18 protein-coding genes and 1 riboswitch are annotated in these 19,090 nt (G+C 34.7%); of the genes, 3 read left to right on the top strand and 15 right to left on the bottom strand.

The window, feature by feature from the left end:
* Positions 1-317: 317 nt before the first annotated feature.
* The 10 genes from BUB90_RS11970 to BUB90_RS23095 form a co-directional block, all read right to left on the bottom strand.
* Positions 318-2,234 (bottom strand): FtsX-like permease family protein, encoded by a 1,917-nt coding sequence (locus BUB90_RS11970; RefSeq protein ID WP_073288005.1) that lies wholly within the window; start codon positions 2,232-2,234, stop codon positions 318-320.
* Positions 2,224-2,988, bottom strand: coding sequence for an ABC transporter ATP-binding protein (locus BUB90_RS11965; protein ID WP_073288003.1), 765 nt, complete (start codon positions 2,986-2,988; stop codon positions 2,224-2,226). Before BUB90_RS11965 ends, BUB90_RS11970 begins: the two co-directional genes overlap by 11 nt.
* A 118-nt stretch (positions 2,989-3,106) precedes the next feature.
* A complete protein-coding gene (locus tag BUB90_RS11960) occupies positions 3,107-4,147 on the bottom strand; it encodes a sensor histidine kinase (protein ID WP_073288001.1) in 1,041 nt (346 codons plus the stop codon).
* Positions 4,148-4,232: 85 nt separating this feature from the next.
* Positions 4,233-4,934 (bottom strand): response regulator transcription factor, encoded by a 702-nt coding sequence (locus tag BUB90_RS11955; RefSeq protein WP_073287999.1) that lies wholly within the window; start codon positions 4,932-4,934, stop codon positions 4,233-4,235.
* A gap of 143 nt (positions 4,935-5,077) precedes the next feature.
* Positions 5,078-6,007, bottom strand: coding sequence for a hypothetical protein (locus tag BUB90_RS11950; RefSeq protein WP_139241755.1), 930 nt, complete (start codon positions 6,005-6,007; stop codon positions 5,078-5,080).
* 16 nt (positions 6,008-6,023) lie between these two features.
* Positions 6,024-6,317, bottom strand: coding sequence for a hypothetical protein (locus BUB90_RS11945; protein ID WP_073287995.1), 294 nt, complete (start codon positions 6,315-6,317; stop codon positions 6,024-6,026).
* 34 nt (positions 6,318-6,351) lie between these two features.
* Positions 6,352-7,116 (bottom strand): SDR family NAD(P)-dependent oxidoreductase, encoded by a 765-nt coding sequence (locus tag BUB90_RS11940; protein ID WP_073287993.1) that lies wholly within the window; start codon positions 7,114-7,116, stop codon positions 6,352-6,354.
* Between the two features lie 4 nt (positions 7,117-7,120).
* Positions 7,121-7,726 (bottom strand): TetR/AcrR family transcriptional regulator, encoded by a 606-nt coding sequence (locus tag BUB90_RS11935; RefSeq protein WP_073287991.1) that lies wholly within the window; start codon positions 7,724-7,726, stop codon positions 7,121-7,123.
* A gap of 263 nt (positions 7,727-7,989) precedes the next feature.
* The gene (purH, locus tag BUB90_RS11930) at positions 7,990-9,543 is read right to left on the bottom strand and encodes a bifunctional phosphoribosylaminoimidazolecarboxamide formyltransferase/IMP cyclohydrolase (protein WP_073287989.1); all 1,554 of its coding nucleotides are present in this window, start codon (positions 9,541-9,543) and stop codon (positions 7,990-7,992) included.
* 244 nt (positions 9,544-9,787) lie between these two features.
* Positions 9,788-9,870: riboswitch (ZMP/ZTP riboswitch) on the bottom strand.
* A 196-nt stretch (positions 9,871-10,066) separates the two neighbouring features.
* Entirely contained in the window at positions 10,067-11,056 is a 990-nt protein-coding gene (locus tag BUB90_RS23095; protein WP_242952532.1) for a GNAT family N-acetyltransferase, read from the bottom strand.
* A 214-nt stretch (positions 11,057-11,270) separates the two neighbouring features.
* Between BUB90_RS23095 and BUB90_RS11920 the strand changes: the two genes are divergently transcribed.
* Together BUB90_RS11920 and BUB90_RS11915 are read left to right on the top strand one after the other, a co-directional pair.
* Positions 11,271-11,579, top strand: a complete 309-nt coding sequence (locus tag BUB90_RS11920) for a hypothetical protein (protein WP_073287987.1) — start codon at positions 11,271-11,273, stop codon at positions 11,577-11,579.
* 90 nt (positions 11,580-11,669) lie between these two features.
* Positions 11,670-12,212 (top strand): C39 family peptidase, encoded by a 543-nt coding sequence (locus tag BUB90_RS11915; RefSeq protein ID WP_073287985.1) that lies wholly within the window; start codon positions 11,670-11,672, stop codon positions 12,210-12,212.
* 143 nt (positions 12,213-12,355) lie between these two features.
* On the opposite strand, the gene BUB90_RS11910 is transcribed toward BUB90_RS11915, so the two are convergent.
* Together BUB90_RS11910 and BUB90_RS11905 are read right to left on the bottom strand one after the other, a co-directional pair.
* Positions 12,356-13,300 (bottom strand): TIGR03943 family putative permease subunit, encoded by a 945-nt coding sequence (locus BUB90_RS11910; protein ID WP_073287982.1) that lies wholly within the window; start codon positions 13,298-13,300, stop codon positions 12,356-12,358.
* 243 nt (positions 13,301-13,543) lie between these two features.
* Positions 13,544-14,788, bottom strand: coding sequence for a CobW family GTP-binding protein (locus BUB90_RS11905; protein ID WP_073287980.1), 1,245 nt, complete (start codon positions 14,786-14,788; stop codon positions 13,544-13,546).
* Positions 14,789-15,013: 225 nt separating this feature from the next.
* On the opposite strand from BUB90_RS11905, the gene BUB90_RS11900 reads away from it, so the two are divergent.
* Entirely contained in the window at positions 15,014-15,685 is a 672-nt protein-coding gene (locus BUB90_RS11900; protein ID WP_073287978.1) for a TIGR01906 family membrane protein, read from the top strand.
* 152 nt (positions 15,686-15,837) lie between these two features.
* On the opposite strand, the gene pnpS is transcribed toward BUB90_RS11900, so the two are convergent.
* The 3 genes from pnpS to phoU form a co-directional block, all read right to left on the bottom strand.
* Positions 15,838-17,565 carry a two-component system histidine kinase PnpS gene (gene pnpS, locus BUB90_RS11895; protein WP_073287976.1) on the bottom strand — a complete coding sequence of 576 codons (1,728 nt, stop codon included), beginning with the start codon at positions 17,563-17,565 and terminating at the stop codon, positions 15,838-15,840.
* Between the two features lie 73 nt (positions 17,566-17,638).
* Complete coding sequence (locus BUB90_RS11890) at positions 17,639-18,349, bottom strand: response regulator transcription factor (RefSeq protein WP_073287974.1); 711 nt, start codon at positions 18,347-18,349, stop codon at positions 17,639-17,641.
* Positions 18,350-18,408: 59 nt separating this feature from the next.
* Positions 18,409-19,062 carry a phosphate signaling complex protein PhoU gene (gene phoU / locus BUB90_RS11885; RefSeq protein ID WP_073287972.1) on the bottom strand — a complete coding sequence of 218 codons (654 nt, stop codon included), beginning with the start codon at positions 19,060-19,062 and terminating at the stop codon, positions 18,409-18,411.
* Positions 19,063-19,090: the final 28 nt, after the last annotated feature.

Below are 19,090 nucleotides of genomic sequence, written 5' to 3'. Positions count from 1 at the left end.
TTTACTCCCCTTGTAATTTTCTTAAGGCAGTAGCCATCTTATGTTATCATATCACTTTTTTAACTGGTACATTAATATTCTAGGATATTCTACATTTATTTCGTGACATTCAACCGTGTTATCTTGTATATTTTACCATAACATTCCATTATTTACAACCAATTGCTTCCTATAGTATAAATTATCCATTTTCATCTTTCTATTAGTTACTTATCAACAATAATACTACAAAGAGGTGGAGAAAATAATTTCTCCACCTCTTTGTAGTATTATTGTAATTGTTTCTTCCTTCCCATTGAGAATCTCTCCTGTCCAATTCAATTTCCGCTCTTCATTAACTCTGTCATATAGTTTCTCTTGGTTATATAATAGAATATACTTTGTAATACGAAATACAATAAAATTACCACGCTTGCTGTTTGAATAAACTGTTTTATGATATCTCCACCACCAACAATAAAGGTCATGAGATAGATTAAGGATACTCCCATATAACTTCCAAATACCAATGGCAAGTAGAAGATAATTACTAACTCTTTTCCTATGATTTGGCTAATTTCTTTCTTTGTAATTCCGATCTTATACATCTGAAAGAATGTCTTCTTCATCTCTCCAATCTCCGAAAACTGTTTAAAGTACAACACACTTCCACTTGCAACAAAGAATAGAATTCCAAGTACCGTTGTTACGAACAAGAACACAGAATAGCCTTTCTTTAAGTCATTGTATCCCGTAATTGTTGAGTTAATAGGATACTCTGCTTTCTCGTTTAGTTGTTCCTTTAAGGCTAAAACACTGGCACCAGAATTCTTCCAATCTCTAAACTTTAGTCCATGGTAATAATACTGGTTTTCCAAGCTAGCCAACCCGTGTAATTTCTTATAGTCATTGTCATTCATAACAATAATTCCATCATTACCAAGCGCAATGATATTCCATGTACTCCGAGTAGAATCCTTCATCGTTGCCAATATACTCGTCTCCCCAACAAGTATATCATAGCGTTCTCCTAGAACAACTCCGTGCAATCCTGGTGTCCAATCTAGTATATATTGAATTACCTCACCCTCATCTAATGTAACATTTTGTTCAACTATCTGATTATAATTAGTAACAGACATTATTGGCTTTTGTATCGTTTCTACGCTTCCATTTAACCTAATCCCGCCTACAAGGAACGGAAGATCTAATGACTTGTGGATATCATACTTAGAAAATATATTATCTAACTCTTCACCACTAATAGTATACGCATTACTTCCTTCTATTACTTCTAGATTATATGGATTCAACAAGGCAATATCTTCTGATAATCGTAGTAACGCAAACGGTGATGCAACTAAGAAAATTGTCATTGTACTAAGGATACTTAAGATATATATAATCTTCTTATTCTGATTGAATTTATGATGGATCTGCGTAATAGTCACCAAATACTTATAATAATTTCTACTTTTCTTAAACAGGTGTATGACATAGTTTCCGCCATGACTAATAGCCATATACAAGCCAGCAAAAGATACAATCATATAGATTGCTAGTATTGCAGGGTTAGAATTCCATTTATCATTGGAAGCAATAATTGCCACAGATACAACACTTACAATCATTATAACAAACCCCAAGACCCCAAAGACAGTATCTCTCTTTCTATATTCTAATCCTTCTCTTTGGCGAGCTTCTTTTAATAATAGACCAATGTTCATCTTCTTCATCTTCATGTTGGTTTCTAGGAATACGATTGCAAATATTATCAAATACACACCTATGGTTACCATATAAGACTGCATAGATAATTGAAAATCAATATTATCAATTTCCATCATTGATAATACAACCATCTGAAACAGTCTTGATAACAATGTTCCAATTGCAATACCAACAACCATAGAACCAATGCAGATTAGCACATTCTCTAATAATACTAGGTTTTTGATATCCTTTTCATTCATTCCAAGACTCATATAAATCCCAAATTCTTTATTACGGCCTTTGATGAAAGTCCTATGGGCATAACTTATAAAGAATATAGAAAAGGCTCCGATTGCCACCAAGGTGATTGGAAATACATAGCTTACCAACTCCATCTGTTCTGTACCCTTTAAATCTTCGTTAAAAAGCATGGTCGTATACATAAAAAACAGCATTATGGTAAAGCAACTACAAAGAAAGTATGAGGAATAATTTCGTATATTCTTCTTAAAGGTCTTAACTGCGACATTCCTAAAAGTCATTGTTCTCACCTCCAAGGGCGGCCTGACAATCTAAAATTCGATTAAAAAATTCTTTTCTTGTTCCCTTGTTTGCTACCTCTAAGCAAATCTTACCATCTTTGATAAAGATTACTTTCTTACAGAAACTAGCAGCGAATACATCATGTGTAACCATGAGTATGGTAGCATTCTTTTCCTCATTCATCATCTTAAAACAATTCATAACCGCATTGGCTGACTTGGAATCTAGATTACCTGTTGGCTCATCTGCAAAAATCATAACCGGATCATTCACAAGCGAACGACAAACTGCCGCTCTTTGTTGTTGCCCACCGGAAATTTCATAAGGATATTTATCTGCGATGTTTTCAATCTCGAATAGCTTCAAAACTTCTGCTGCTTTGGAATTCATAATAGCACTATCTTTCTTATCAAGTACCATTGGCAATATTATGTTCTCTTTTACGGTTAAGCTGTCTAACAGATTGAATTCTTGGAATACAAATCCTAAACTTCTTCTTCTGAAAAGTGCCATATCAAATCGGTTCATCTGATCAATTCGTTTTCCACTGATAACAACACTTCCTGTGGTTGGCTCAGTAATTCCACTTAATATACTAACAAGTGTAGATTTACCACTACCACTTGGTCCCATAATCGCAACGAACTCCCCTTCGTCTACTTTAAAATCTACTCCATTCAACGCTTTCGTTGAATTCTCACTTTTTGTATCCCCATAAATCTTTGTTACTTGATTTGCTTCTAATACCCTCATCCGAATAGCTCCTCTCCTTGTTTTTCAATACGTTTATCATATCGTATTTTTTCTTTCAATAACATCGATTTAACTAAAGAAAGCTTACAGTATTGTAAGCTTCATTTATTCTCCCTTATTAGTTAAAAACATTACTCGGATAATTCCTATATATAATCTTTACTTTCGTTCCTGCTGCTATGCTTGATTCTATACTTAATTGGCACTGGATATGTTCACTAATTTCTTTGCAAAAATACAACCCGATTCCCGATGCATTTCTCCCATTCCTTCCGTTTTCTCCTGTGAAGAAGGGTTCGAATACTCTAGGTAAATCAGTCTCTTCCATTCCGATTCCTTCATCTTCCACATATAAAACAGTTTTTTTTCCCTCTTTTGTTAATCGGAACGTTACATTCTTTGCCTCGCCCTCTTCCTTCGAATATTTTACTGCGTTAGAAATTATTTGATCTAACATATGGCGATTCCATTTGCGGTCTGAAAGCACCTTGCTACTCGCACCCCCACATTCATTAATCACCTTAGGAAATACCTTCGAATAAATAAACAGGCGTTTATTATTGTTGATAATTTGATTGATTTCATCTGCTAAATCAAATTCTTCCGGCACGTAATCCTTGGCAAACTCCTGTAGTCGCATAATATTCAACACCATGTCCAAACTCGATAGGAGTTTATCATTCTCTAAAGTAATATCTTTCATAGCTGTCTTTTCCTCTAATTCTCCACGGCTTGCTCGTTGAATTATTAGACTCTCTACCGTAACAGGTGTCTTCATACTATGAATCCATGCAGATAAAAACCTTCTGCGCTCTTCTTCATCACTCTCCATAGATCGTATCATCTGTAGATATTCACGATGTATCTGATTGAAGGCGCGATTAATGGCAATCTCATCTTCCTTGGTAAATCTTCCTTCATAAGCACAGTTTTTTTCCATCCTACTAAGACTCTGATAGAAACTTCTATATGATACATAACGGATGCACATCCATATAAAATAAATCGTTATGGCGATACTGTAAGGATAAATTACTTCTACGGATTTTTTAGTACTTAACTGATAGAATACGGTAATTAAAACTATTGCCATAAAATAAAAGATCGTATCTGGAGCTATACGCTTTACATACATTCTAAGTATATCTTTTTCCTTCAAAGTAACAACCACTCCCCCTACCTACTATAAAGAGACGTGAATACTTTCACTACTCTCTTTCTCAAATCGCTCCCTTTACAGTGCCTTAGATATCAAAAACATATCCAACTCCACGTTTCGTCTTAATACAATCATCATATCCTAATTCAGATAATTTGCTTCTTAGCCTGGTTATATTCACCGTCAAAGTATTATCATCTACAAAATCACTTTGATCCCATAAGTTCTCTAGCAATTCTTCCCTTGTTAATACTTCATTTGCTTTCGTTATAAACACTTTCATTAATTTAAATTCGTTTTTACTAAGTTCTATTACCATATTATTAGTAGCTATCTTAAAGCTTTTTTCATCTAACCTAAGTCCGCCAGCTACTAATTTATAATCTACCTCGTTTCTTATACTCAGAGTATCCTGTGCATAATCCCCGTAAGTACGTCGTATCATCGCATTTATCTTTGTCGTGAAAAGTTCGACAGGGAAAGGTTTTACTATGTAGTCATCCGCTCCAAGTTCAATACTCATAATTTGGCTCAAGTCACTATTTCTTGCCGAAGTTATTACGATAGGGACCTTGCTATGCCTACGAAATATTCTGCAATAATAATTCCCATCATAATAAGGTAAATTAATATCTAGCACGATTAAATCGGGTTTACTTTCTTGAAACCGTTCTTCTACTTTGTGAAAGTCTTGTACTGCCACTATCTGATATCCATACGATGAAAGAATCTGGCTCATCTGTTCTCGTAGTTTGGCATCGTCTTCAATTATCATGATCTTATACATAGCTTACCTCACTAGTGATATATTCTTCCTTCTTTTCTACTTCTTTAAATACCTATAAGAAATACCTTTCTAAGAATACCAATTCATTCCATTCGGATAAATTATATCACACCTTCTACTATTTATCAAAATAAGGGATGGTACTACTTCAAATCTTGCAAACGTAGTATCAAGTTGTTAAAATAGATTTGTTCCTTTTGAAACATCTCATCCTTTACAATATGCATAGTTAGATTCAACTTTCCCTCCAAGGTAACAGCTCCACAGATTCTATGAGCATATGGTACAATAGGTGGTAGAAAAGCAAGATGGTCAATCCGCATCTCACCATAGTTACTACGTATATCTACCTTCATTAGATTGCTAACTCCAATATCACGTAGATTTTCTGAATATTGCATTAGATTACACAATGTATTAGAGGGACTTCCTGCTTTATGAACGTATCGATTCACACAAGCGGAATCAATAAAAGGCCCGTCTAGTAAATCAAGGAATCGTAAAACAAAGTAGTTAATCTTAGGATTTATCAGTTTCTTTTTTATAACTTTATGAACCCCTTGTGCATTTTTTATTAAACTCCTTCTTTTCTTATACTTATATTTAAAAGCAATTCCTGTAACTAGATTCGCCATTCCCCGGTAGTTCTCTCGTATGGAGACTGCTTGTCCTACATCTGCTTTTTTGCTATAAGTAGCAAGCATTACAGTAGTTAAAAGGCTATTTACTGTTACAGCCGCATTTTTTGCATACTGACAAATATATTCGGTCTCCTCCTTAGTAAATTCGTGATTAAAAAAGTCATGATCGATATGATTCCAATATTCTTTAAATACTTCTTTGCAATCTGTAAAGGAGTATATCTTGCGTTCTCTTAACCATTTATTATTTAAATTCTTTATGTACAGTTTAATAAGAAAAGGCATCTTACTTTCTTTCGGTAAATCCTGCCCCTCTATAATCTTCAATTTCTTAAAACTGAGTTTTTCACCAGATAGAATATTCATGATATCCTCAATCAGATACGTGATTGAATTCCCATCTCCCGCTAGATGATGGGCGATAATAACCAATTCCGTTTCGCACTTTTTAGGAATAAGGAAAAACCGAATCAATTCGCATACGAATACGAGCCTGTTTTATAGCAATTGTTCCCCATTCTTCATAAACGATAGTAATCGGAACAGCAACTTTAGTTTTTTCATATCTAGATTCTCCATCCTCATCTATGATAATCTTACAATTTAAAGATTCCTGCAAGTCACAAGCATTCCTGATTGCATTTTCCAATGCTTGCATAGATGGTACCCCATATATACTCACCTTCTGAACGATTTGAATATTGGGGCCAAACAGATGTGTTCTCTCCGTTCTTAGCCTCATACCAAATATTCCTTTCTATATCCTTCTATATACACTATACAATGCTTGTTCCACCATCAACACAGATATACTGACCTTGCACGTAATTGGAAGCATCACTTGATAAAAATAGAATTGTGCCATCCAGTTCTCCATTCTCTCCTGCCCTGCCCGCTGGTGTAAGCATATTATACCTTGCTTTAAACACGAATGATTTATTCATTCGGTCCGTCATCTCCGTTTTAAAGTAACCAGGTCCAATTGCATTTACCGTTATTCCATATTTGGCATATGCAGCCGCCATTCCCGTTGTTAAGCCAACGATTCCTGCCTTAGAAGAGTTATATGCTAATCGATATAATTGTTCATGTTTATCTCCTATAATCGCATTAACGGAAGCCATATTAACAACCTTGCCGTATCTTTGTTTTATCATATGTGGCACAACATATTTACTTACAAGAAACTGTCCACGACAATTAACAGAAAAACTTCGATCCCACTCTTCTACTGTAGTATCTTCCAGTCCACCACTAACTGCTATCCCTGCATTATTCAAAAGAATATCAACTCGACCAAAGGTATCTATAATTTTCTCTACAGCGCCTTTGATACTTTCTTCCTCGGTCACATCACAAGGAATTGCTAATGCTCGCCTTCCTAGTTTCTCTATTTCTTTTTGTAATTCTTGTAAACGTTCTTCTCTTCTCGCTAATATACATACATCAGCGCCTGCCATGGCATACGCTAATGCCGCATCTCGACCAATCCCCGAAGATGCACCTGTTACTACAGCCACCTTATTATCTAATTCAAACATGTAATTACTCCCCTTTCACCAATAACGTTCTACTTAAATCCTTCGCTTCAATCATCTCATACTGCGTAGTAAAAAGTTTCTTCAAAGCGTATAGATAGACAACTCCCCAATAATAATCTGCTAACTTCATCGCATTACCGGTTACAACCGTTCCTTCTTTTTGTCCTTGCTCAATAATAGCTGCCGTACATTTGTATAATTCCGATTGATATGTTGTATCACTAGAAGAATTATAACAATCTTGTTCCAGCATCATCTGTGTATTCAATGCAATCATTCCAGCAAAATTTTCATCTTTTGATAATCTTGCTAATACCGTTTTAGATAAGTTCATTATCTTCTTTTTTGCTGATATGGGAAGATGCGCTAATAACTTCATTTCTTTTATGTCCTGCTTTTCTTCAATCATCTTTTGTATCTCTTGAAACAAGTCTTCCTTAGATGCAAAGTATAAGTATAATGTTCCTTGACCAATTCCTATATGCTTTGCTAAATCACTAATTTTAGTTCCTGCAAAGCCATTCCTTGCAAAATAAAGCATGGAATCATGTAAGATTTTCTTTCTTGTTTGTTTTTTTATTTCATTACACTGTTGTTCTGTCTTTGGCATAGAATCCCCCTCTTTTTTCTATGAATGAATATTTCTTCATTCATAGATTAACATTAGTGGTATAAATTGTCAATACAAATCGGTAAACTTATCAAATCTTATGGAGCTAGGTTTGATAAGTTGCTCCCTACTATCTAAAAATAGAAAGCAAAAAAACAACTTTTACTATCATAAACTAAAGTTCTACATTTCAGTATCACATTTAGATCTACTATATAAAAGTTGTTTCTTTATAATTATTTAATTATAGATGTAACTATTAATTAGTGTTTAAAATGTCTCATTCCAGTGAATACCATTGCAATTCCATATTCATTACATTTCTTGATGGAATCTTCATCACGGATTGAACCGCCTGGTTGAATGATTGCTGTAATTCCAGCTTGGTGTGCTGCTTCCACACAGTCATCAAAAGGGAAGAACGCATCAGATGCTAATACAGCACCTTTTGTAGCGTTTTCATCAATTAATTCTGCTGCATGTTCGATACTTTGTTTCGTTGACCAAACACGGTTAACTTGACCTGGCCCGATACCTACTGTTTGCTTATCCTTTGCAAGGGCAATACCGTTAGATTTAACGAACTTAACAACTCTCCAAGCAAATCTCATATCTTCCATCTCTTTCTCAGATGGAGTACGATCTGTAACTACTTTAAGATCTTCTTCATTCATTAATTCACTATCGATTGTTTGAACGATAAGCCCACCGTTAACCTTCTTTAGGTCATAAGCATTCTTATCTTGTGGTACTTCAATATCTCTTAATTCAAGTACACGTAAGTTTTTCTTAGTTTGAAGTAATTCAAGGGCTTCTTTTTGGTAACTTGGAGCAACTAATACTTCAAGGAATACTGATTTCATCTTCTCTGCAAGCTCTAGAGTAACTTCACGATTCACTGTTACGATACCGCCATAGATAGAAACTTTATCTGCATCAAATGCTTTATCCCAAGCCACTACGATATTGTCATCACTACCAACGCCACATGGATTACCATGCTTACAAGCTACTACTGTTGGCTCTGTGAATTCTTTTAATAACTCTAATGCACCATTGGTATCGTTGATGTTATTGAATGATAACTCTTTTCCGTTTAATTGAACTGCATCTGCAATAGAGCCCACTTTCTTACCGATTTCTCTATAGAAAGCAGCTTTTTGGTGTGGATTTTCGCCGTATCTCATATCTTGAACTTTCTCGAATGTCATTGTTAATGTTTCTGGAAGTTCATGATCATTTCTTTCCTTCTTTAAGTAATCAGCAATCATAGTATCATAGTTTGAAGTATGCATGAATACTTTTTGCATTAAGTAGAATTTTGTATCAAGTGAAACTTGCTTTTCTGATTTTAATTCATTTAATACAGTTTCGTAATCTCTTGGATCAACTACTACTGCAACATCTTGATAGTTTTTAGCTGCACTACGAAGCATAGTTGGTCCACCGATATCAATATTCTCAACTGCTTCATCTCTTGTAACACCATCTTTTAAGATCGTTGCTTTGAATGGATATAAGTTAACAACAACCATATCGATTGTTTCTATGTTTAAGTCCGAAAGTTGCTTCATATGTTCTGGTTTACTTCGCATTGCTAATAATCCAGCATGAACAATTGGATGTAATGTCTTTACACGACCATCTAAACATTCAGGAAAGCCAGTTAATTCTGAAATTTCAATAGCAGGTATACCTTCGCTCTTTAACTTGCTATACGTACCACCTGTTGAGATGATCTCAATTCCAAGGCTCACAAGTTCCTTCGCAAATTCTACAATACCTGTTTTGTCTGATACACTAATTAATGCTCTCATGTTCTCTCTCCTTTGACCTAACTATTTGTTATGTTGCGTCTATAGGTTCCACACATTTTTGTTTACCAAGGCTTATTTTCTATGGTTTGGTTTATTTGGTTTATTGGTTTATAGAGTGTATTAGAAAATACAGTATAATTGCCGTGCTTCAATAAACATCTAGGATTATGTTCTCGAACTATTCGGCAGATTATGTTTGAATTTCCCAATAGGTATAGAAAAACCGCCTAGGTAACCAAAATAGTGTGGTTGCCCAGGCGGTCGGCTTATCATATTATTCGTACTCCCTATGGGTGCTCCCATTTTCCGCCAGTCATACGAATCTCTACTGATACTATACTACATAAATTCACAAACCGCAAGATTACAATTCATTAAAAATTGTTTAGTTTGATATAACTCATCCTTATTAATAACATAATGATTTTTGATTATTTATCTTAATTGTTAATGGCATCTTATTTTTCTACTTTTTATATCCACCTTTATTTCTTTTTTCTTTTTTTATATTTTGTATCTATTGTTATAATTGAGTTGGTGTTTTTACCATAACTTTCTCCGCAAATTTTTTATCATATGTTTGAAATTGGTCATCTGATATACTATGGAATACATCATCTTCATAATATCTTCCCGAAAGCTCCCCTAAAGCTCCCTCTCTTAGTTCTAATGCCATAAATGCATCGAAACTGCTACCATCTGACATAGTAATTTCATACTCTGACGCACTTTTAAATCCAAATCGATGATAATAATCAGGATTACCACATATAAGGATTGCCACAAATCCCATCTCTCTAGCTTTGTTAATGGTCCAATTAATTAGAATCGATCCAATCCCATCGCGTTGATATTGTGGCAACACACTGATGGGACCAAAGCCAATTACCTCATGAACTCCTGCTTGATCATCAACAATCTTACCTTTACAATACACAATACTGCCAATAACTTTCCCTTTATATTCAGCAACATAATGTAATTCTGGCAAATAGGTCTCTTTTCTTCTTAATTCATGTAAGATAAAATGCTCATTACAACCAGGATTGTATACGTTCCAGAATGCCTCTCTAGTTAATTCTTCCGTTTGTTCAAAATCTCTTTCGTTTTCAAGGCGTATTATAACCTCTTCTAGGTTCTCTATCTGCCTTTTATTTGTCTTTCTATGATTGTTATCAAATCCGAATTGTTTCAGTAACTTGTTATCTATATCTACACTACATAAAATATTTTCATAAGTATATTGGTTGAATTTTAGGATATACCATAAAAAAACTTCTTCAGCTGCAAGTTCCGCAGTAACAAGGAAAGTTACGATTTCAAGACTATTTTCCTCCCTTTCTTTGGTTACTGCTATACCACACAATTCTGGATTATATAATCCAAAAATCTGTGATTTTTCTTTTGTTTGCTTTAATTCCTGTCCATGTTCTATGCAATAATTATTTGCCTCAATTAATAATTGCTCTATTGATGGTTGCTCCATTGTTTGTATTAACTGTATCTCTAACAAAATTATCCCTCCTTACACTCTATCCATGAATACTGACAAATCTATTGTCTTAGTCAAAAGTTATAGTTTAATTAATCTTCTACTGTGTCCCCTCCTAATTGACATAATTCCTCTCCCTTAATTACTATTTATTTACATCTTATTAAATGATATAATATATTATATAAAGCAAAATAACTAACCATGTTGTTATATAACTATACAGGAGGTATCTATGAATTCTACTAAACGAACAAAGACTACACTTATTACTATTCTTACTGCTCTATCTGTAGTCTTTTTATTAACGCTACATACTACTAATACTACTAAATTAATTTTTACTAACAGTTTGATTCCATCTACAGTACTTTGTGACAATTCAATTACTCCCCATTTGCCTAAGATGATCGAAGGACTTAACTCTACAACACAGACAACAGACTATCTTATTGAGGATGAATGTGGAATTGCTGACCCATTTATACAAAATCCTAATGTTGTACCTGAGGTCCTCCTACTTGTTGAAGATATCAATTCGTAATATCGTCCCCAATTCTTCATTTTATCCTTGCATATCTTAGGTAGCTTGTATCATATATTGGAGTAAACCAGTAATCCAATAAGGAGAGGTATGAAATCTTATATTATTCCTGTTCCAATTTGTAGACAAGCAACCTCGTACACCTGCGGTCCTGCCGCCTTACAATGTGTATTTGGCTATTATCTTGATGAATACCAAGAAGACTATCTGGCTAAAGAACTTCATTCTATTCCCGTATCTGGTACTGACTTTCGAGATATTCTAAGATTATGCAATTCATTATCCTATGAAGCTGAATTTCATGAGCACATAAACATCGAACAGCTGAAAGAACTCCTAACACAAGGCATCCCCGTAATTCTTATGATACAAGCTTGGGCGGACACATCTATTGATTATGAATACTCCTGGGATAATGGCCATTATGCAGTTGCTTGTGGATACAATGATACTTCCATTATCTTCATGGATCCTTCCACATTAGGCTACTATACTTATATACCTATACCCGATTTATTAAAACGTTGGCATCTAAAAGATAACTATGACTGCTACTATCAAGGCACAATTGTAATAAAAAGCACCAAGACATCGAACCGTTATCAGCAGACCTTGCTGAAATATATTGGTTAATTACATATATATTTGTTATACCCTCTTCCCTTTCTTTTAGCTCTATTTACTTATTCTTACACAAAACTAACAATAGTGCAACAAAAAGGTACTAGGATCATTACTATTATCCTAGTACCTTTTGTATTCCCAAACTGTTACGCTTAATTAAAGTAAACCAATTTCTCCTTTGGTTCACCAGTTAATACTATACTCTTAGCATAGAGTACTGGTCCTTCGCTCTTATACTCTTTTTGATATTCTTTACCAATCTTAGCAGTAACATTAACCCACTGTTTGCTTACGAAGTTTTCAGCACCTTCATATTTACAGATGAAACCAATGAAAGAAACATCATCTGCACAACATGTCATTGCGAATCTACCTGGTACTAATACTCCTTTTGGGAATCGATCTGATTTATATACATATCCACGAAACTTGATTGTCTTTCCAACATAATTATCTAGGTTATCCAGTGCATCCATGTACCATATTCCGAAATCTTCATCCTCCAAAGTTATAACAGGAGCATTAATATCAAAAGGTAATTCTTCTGGTTCTTCATCGATAGCATCACCGTTAAATCCTTCAAAATACACTTGTGCCCGACGATTTACTGCCTTCACACTTCTTCTACAGAAGGATTGGTTTGTCTTATCTGTAGATCGATTAAAGATTACCATATCTGTCACCTTGAATTGTTCTACCATAATAGAACGCATATTATTCATATACGATTCAAACGTTGTAGCATCTACCAATGTAATAATCTGAACAACCGTATATGGATTTGGAAGCACTTCATTAATCAAACGCTCTACTTTCCACATACCATTGTATTCAATTAAAACACGAGCAGGACGATATGTTTTCTGAAGCTCAAGCATTAATTCTTCTGTTAAATCTTCTTCCTCTTCAATTACAACTTTCTTTACATTCAGCTGTTCTAATTCTGTATCATCATACTCTTCTTCTCCTTCTTCACAAGCAATGAGTAGAGAGAGTCCTCCATCTAGAAAATCCTTATCCTGGATTGTTTCTGAAAGAAATGTAGTTTTTCCACTTTCTAGAAACCCAGAAATTACGTAAACTGGTATCTCAGCCATATTAATTAATAAGCTCCTTTCCATAGCCTTGAGATTTTGTACATAGCACGCATCTCCGATCGAAAACCTGCGTTTTCAACCTTTCTGTCTTACACATATTGAATTGTCTTCCCTTTTATTTGGGTAAACAAGAAACTCTTTGTAATGGGTGTCATATATCCATGTGTTTTATGGCTGCCATTACAATTCCCTTGTAATAGTGTTGCCTCACTCATAAGAGTCTCGTTATCGTCTACTTCCCTTTTAAGCAATATGGAATAGTTTTTCTATATCATCTGTCTTTAATTTTGCACCAATTACACACAATCTACCTGTATAATCAGCTGCTCCATGGCGTACTTCAAACTCACCTGGTACTAAATCGAAGTGTAACCATGTATTGTCAGTACTTGGTACGATTCCTTTAGCACGTAAAACCATACCATAGGCATCTGAATCAGAAAGCTTTTGAAGAATTTCTTTTAATTCGGATTCCTCATATTTATGTGGTGTTTCAACACCCCAACTTGTAAACACATCATCTGCATGGTGATGTCCATGATGGTCATGGTCTTCTCCATGATGATGTCCATGTCCGCAACACTCATGTTCGTGATCATCTTCGTGATGGTGTCCATGTCCGCAACACTCATGATCGTGATCTTCTCCGTGATCATGTCCATGTCCGCAACACTCATGTTCGTGATCTTCTCCGTGATCATGTCCATGTCCACAACACTCATGATCGTGATCTTCTTCGTGATGATGTCCATGTCCGCAACACTCGTGATCATGCTCTTCTTTATGATGGTGTCCGTGTCCTTCATGATCATGATGATGCTCCTCACCGTGATGGTGTCCACAAGTTGGGCAAATATCTTCATCTTCCAATAATTCTTTCACGAGGTCAGTCTTTCTTTCCATTGCTTTTAAGATTGTTTCACCAGTAATATCTTCCCATGGAGTTGTGATAATTACTGCGTTCTCATTATGTTCCTTTAACGCTTTTACACAAGCATCAAGTTTCTTTTCTGTTGTTGCTTGTGTACGGCTAAGAATGATCGTATTTGCATTTTCAACTTGATTATTGTAAAATTCACCGAAGTTTTTCATATACATACCGCATTTGTTCACATCGGCAACTGTTGTAAAACTATTTAATACGATGGAATCATTTTGGTCTTTTACTTTTTGTACCGCATTAATTACATCTGATAATTTACCTACTCCTGAAGGTTCGATAATAATTCTTTCTGGAGAGTATTTTGTAATTACTTCTTGAAGGGCTGTCCCAAAATCACCAACTAATGAGCAGCAGATACAACCTGAGTTCATCTCGGTAATTTCGATTCCTGCTTCTTTTAAGAAGCCACCATCAATGCCAATCTCACCAAATTCATTTTCAATTAAAACTAGCTTTTCACCTTTGAAAGCTTCTTCTATTAATTTCTTAATTAGAGTTGTTTTACCAGCTCCTAAAAATCCTGATATAATATCAATTTTAGTCATTTAACTAACCTGTCCTTTCCAAAGCTCGACTATATGCCTAGCAAAAATCTCTAGTTGAAAACCCATCGTTTTCCAACTTAAAACCATGTTACTAACTGTTACTATAGCACTTCTTTTTAAAATATGCAAATCTTAGCAAAGGTTGTCTATATTCCTTGACTTGAGTTTACCTACTATGATATCATCCCTATTATTCCATCTAATCGTCATGCAAAAGGAGCTTATATGAACATAAATAATAAAAAAAATGTATCGTTCAAGTTAACGAATATTTTAATCGGAATTCTATTCACGTTATTCTTCATATCCATCTCAGTAATTATTATATTGAACACAAGATCCCTTTACTATAATTCTATTAACCGTTTGGAGCTAGAACAATATTCTGGTCTAGATCGAGAAACAATTATTGAAAACTATGATGCATTAATAGACTACTGTTCTCCGTTTTATCAGGGTGAACTAAAATTCCCTTCGCTAGCTTCCTCTGAAAGTGGAACAAGTCATTTTGCAGAAACAAAAGTAATCTTCGTATCATTTTATTACATTGCAGCAATAACAGGTGTTTTACTCCTATTTATTATTCTGTACAAAAAAAAGCATCGTGATACCTCTTACTTACGTACCTCTGCAATTACCGTTATTGTATTACCTTCCATTATTGGTATTGCAACAGCTCTAAACTTTGAGAAAACCTTCCTACTCTTTCACAAACTTGTATTTCGTAATGATGATTGGTTATTCGATCCTACAACTGATCCAATAATCAACCTCCTTCCTGAGGAGTTTTTCATGTACTGCGCGATTGGAATCGTCAGCCTTGTTTTAATTGGAAGTATAATTTTATTCCTTATTGATTATTTCATTCGTAGAAAGCGATCTAAGAATTGCATATAAGCAACATATATCATTTTTCCACTTATTCTACAAGAATTTTATCTTAAACTGCTAGTTACGGAGAAACTTTCTCAGATAGAAACGTTGCAAAAGAGTTCTTCAATTATATAATATAGTTGAAGAACTCTTTTGTTATATCCTCTAAAAGAATACTAATACGGTAATTCAATTGTAAACTTTGTGCCTTTGTTTAACTTACTTTCTACTTTTATCTTCCCATTGTATCGTTCAACAATATGTTTAACTATTGATAACCCAAGTCCAGTTCCACCCGTTTTTCTTGCGCGTCCCTTATCAACTCGATAAAAACGTTCAAAAATCCGTCCAAGATGCTCTTCTTCCATTCCAATTCCAGTATCTTCAACACACAATACTAATTTATTCTTCCTCTTTTCACATTGGATTGTGATTGTACCAACCTCTGTGTATTTTACAGCATTATCTAGTAAGTTAATTAACAATTGCTTCATTCGATTTGCATTAGCCGGATAATAATCCATATCTGGTTTCGGACTATATACGATTACTACATTCTTATGAGCAATTTTCGGTTGTAGTAACTCAATTACATCTGTAATTACTGTATCCATATTACATGGAGCAACCACTTGTTCCTCTTTCGATTCTATCTCAGATAATAATAAGATGTCATTAATTAAACTTGATAGACGTTCTGATTCAATATCAATAATATCAATAAAACGAGCTGCTACTTGTTCCTCTTTAATTGCACCTGCTTTTAATGTATCTACAAATCCTCGAATAGAAGTTAACGGTGTCTTAAGTTCATGCGTAACGTTAGATACAAAATCTCGTCGCATATTCTCTAGTTTACGAATCTGCGTAATATCTTCAAGTATTAGTAAGATACCTAGATTCTTATTGTTATCTTTTAACAAAGGTGTTGCTGTTACGCGTACCATCTTTTCATCTGCTAAAGCAATTGTACCTTCACGCATAACAGTTTCTTTCGTATCACGTACTTCCGTAATAATTTGGAACAATACGGCATTTCGCATAAATGTATAAAATGGCTGCCTTTCAATCTTATCCTTGTTACATTCCACCATTTGGCTGAAAACATCGTTTGTAAACATAACGATATCATTATTATCAATAGCAATAACACCACTTGCCATACTCTTTAACATAGCTTCGAATTCAATATTCCTTCTCTTAAGCGCTCGAACACTTGTATTAAGGTTATCACTCATACGATTAAAAGCTTCTGCTAAACGGCCTAATTGTTGTGTATCATTGGTATAAATCTTAGTCTCATAATCTCCACAAGAGATTCCTTCTGCTGCCTTAGTGATATCATCAATCGGTTTCGATAGATTTCTTGTGAATAATGCTGCTAATAAGGTTGCTCCTAGCATACAAAGGATTACCGTCATCATAATCGTCCCAAATAGATTCTTGTACAAGGTTGTGAACTCCGATACTGGTAAAGAGATTCGCATTACACCATCAAAATCGTCCTTATGAATTGGCACTGCGCTATATGCATACCTCTTATCCATTGTTTGAGAATACCGTATCAAGGATACATGTTCCCCCTGAAGGGCGCGAATAACTTCCTCTCTCGTCGAATGGTTTTCTAATAGTTCTGTCGTTTCTGAATCAGCAACGACCGTACCATCTTTACCAATAATCGTAATTCGTACTCCATATTTTTGACTATAACTATCTGCAAAGGATTCAAACGATTCTAAGTCAGCTTCAGAGAATATATCCGCTAACATCTCTGCTTGCATCAAGTGATACCCTTCTCTTTGATATCCTATGTAATTATATCCTTTCGACCACGAGGCAAACATGGATATCCCTACAGCTGCAAGAATAATAATTAAATAAGAAAACATTAGCTTCTTCTGCATTATTTCTCTCTCCTTTGCACAATCAGTTACTTGTTAATACAGCCTCTCATAGCAACAAAGACGCATTTTCTTATTATCCAAATTTGTATCCAATTCCTCGAACTGTCTTTATATAAACAGGGGATGTATCATCTTTCTCAATTTTCTTTCGAATATTACGAACATGAACATCTACCGTTCTTGTCTCTCCAAGATAATCATAGCCCCAAATCTTCTCAAGTAGGTTCTCTCTTGTGAATACAATTCCTTTGTTTTTAGCGAGCAAATATAATAATTCATATTCTTTTAGAGCTAAGTCCACGCTCTTACCATCGACCTCAACCGTTCGTCTCGTTTTATTAATTACGAGGGAATCAATCTTAATAATCTCTTCTTGTTCACTCGAAGTAACTGGCTGCACACCACCACTTCTTCTCATAACGGCTTTCATTCTCGCTATTAATTCATGTACCCCAAACGGCTTGGATAGGTAATCATCAGCACCAATTTCTAATCCTACAACCTTACTAATTTCATCACTCTTAGCTGTAAGCATAATAATTGGTACATTTCTATATCTCTCATTCATACGAATCCGCTTCAAGACTTCGATCCCATCAATCCCTGGTAACATCCAATCAAGTAGTATTACTGCAAAATCATACGATTGATTTTCAATATAATTCATCGCATCCTCTCCAGTTTCTGCTTTGACTACCTCATATCCTGCACTTTCTAAATTGTATTGAAGAAGCTCTAATATATGTGGTTCATCATCAACTGCCAGAATTGTTTTCGTACTCATAAGTTTACTTCCTTTCTCCACCTTACTATTGGTATAAGTGATTAACTAATGAGAAATTATTAATTTCCCTCAATCATAGTTCCAGTAATGATGTATTCAATCCATTCCGCTATATTAGTTGCATGGTCAGCCATTCTCTCTAAGTATTTGATAATCATTAGATAACTAACACAAGCAGGAATCGCTTCTTTGTTTCCTTGCATAATTTCCGTTAATTCATTACTAATACTAGCAAAGTAATTATCTACAATATCATCTTTCGCAATTACTTGATTTGCTTTTGCACCGTCTACTTCTACAAAACTATCAATCGTCTCTATTACCATGCTTTTCATAACATTAACCATCTCTTTCAGATTCTTAGGTGCGATTACATTGCTTTGTTTCGTTAACACAATAATATATTCAGAGATGTCAGCACAATGATCTGCTATTCTTTCTACATCTGTAACAATCTTCATGATAGAAGTTACTTTACGCAAATCTGTTGCCAACGGTTGTTGTTTTGCAATCATTGCAATACATTCTCTCTCTATTTGATGTTCTAAATCATCAATCGCATCATCGTTTTTAATAATTTCAGTAGCAAGAGAAGCATCAAGCTTTTCTAGAGCTACAATTACATCATTAATGGATTTCTCTAATAAGCTACCCATACGAATTACGTTCTGATTTAATTCACGTAATTCTTGCATAAATAAATGTCTAGTCATACACGGTCTCCTTTAATCATAAATTAAT

Source organism: Anaerosporobacter mobilis DSM 15930 (assembly GCF_900142955.1).
Classification (GTDB): Bacteria; Bacillota; Clostridia; order Lachnospirales; family Lachnospiraceae; genus Anaerosporobacter; species Anaerosporobacter mobilis.
The sequence above is the reverse complement of the archived record's forward strand: the minus strand, read 5'-3'. Positions and strand labels throughout refer to the sequence as shown.

What these genes read in the sequence shown, in the direction of transcription:
- BUB90_RS11955 (WP_073287999.1), bottom strand. Translation starts at nt 4,934, where the DNA reads ATGTATAAGATCATGATAATTGAAGACGATGCCAAACTACGAGAACAG.
- pnpS (WP_073287976.1), bottom strand. Translation starts at nt 17,565, where the DNA reads ATGCAGAAGAAGCTAATGTTTTCTTATTTAATTATTATTCTTGCAGCT.
- BUB90_RS11900 (WP_073287978.1), top strand. Translation starts at nt 15,014, where the DNA reads ATGAACATAAATAATAAAAAAAATGTATCGTTCAAGTTAACGAATATT.
- BUB90_RS11910 (WP_073287982.1), bottom strand. Translation starts at nt 13,300, where the DNA reads ATGGCTGAGATACCAGTTTACGTAATTTCTGGGTTTCTAGAAAGTGGA.
- BUB90_RS11915 (WP_073287985.1), top strand. Translation starts at nt 11,670, where the DNA reads ATGAAATCTTATATTATTCCTGTTCCAATTTGTAGACAAGCAACCTCG.
- BUB90_RS11970 (WP_073288005.1), bottom strand. Translation starts at nt 2,234, where the DNA reads ATGACTTTTAGGAATGTCGCAGTTAAGACCTTTAAGAAGAATATACGA.
- BUB90_RS11940 (WP_073287993.1), bottom strand. Translation starts at nt 7,116, where the DNA reads ATGTTTGAATTAGATAATAAGGTGGCTGTAGTAACAGGTGCATCTTCG.
- phoU (WP_073287972.1), bottom strand. Translation starts at nt 19,062, where the DNA reads ATGACTAGACATTTATTTATGCAAGAATTACGTGAATTAAATCAGAAC.
- BUB90_RS11920 (WP_073287987.1), top strand. Translation starts at nt 11,271, where the DNA reads ATGAATTCTACTAAACGAACAAAGACTACACTTATTACTATTCTTACT.
- BUB90_RS11965 (WP_073288003.1), bottom strand. Translation starts at nt 2,988, where the DNA reads ATGAGGGTATTAGAAGCAAATCAAGTAACAAAGATTTATGGGGATACA.
- BUB90_RS11905 (WP_073287980.1), bottom strand. Translation starts at nt 14,788, where the DNA reads ATGACTAAAATTGATATTATATCAGGATTTTTAGGAGCTGGTAAAACA.
- purH (WP_073287989.1), bottom strand. Translation starts at nt 9,543, where the DNA reads ATGAGAGCATTAATTAGTGTATCAGACAAAACAGGTATTGTAGAATTT.
- BUB90_RS11945 (WP_073287995.1), bottom strand. Translation starts at nt 6,317, where the DNA reads ATGAGGCTAAGAACGGAGAGAACACATCTGTTTGGCCCCAATATTCAA.
- BUB90_RS11890 (WP_073287974.1), bottom strand. Translation starts at nt 18,349, where the DNA reads ATGAGTACGAAAACAATTCTGGCAGTTGATGATGAACCACATATATTA.
- BUB90_RS11935 (WP_073287991.1), bottom strand. Translation starts at nt 7,726, where the DNA reads ATGCCAAAGACAGAACAACAGTGTAATGAAATAAAAAAACAAACAAGA.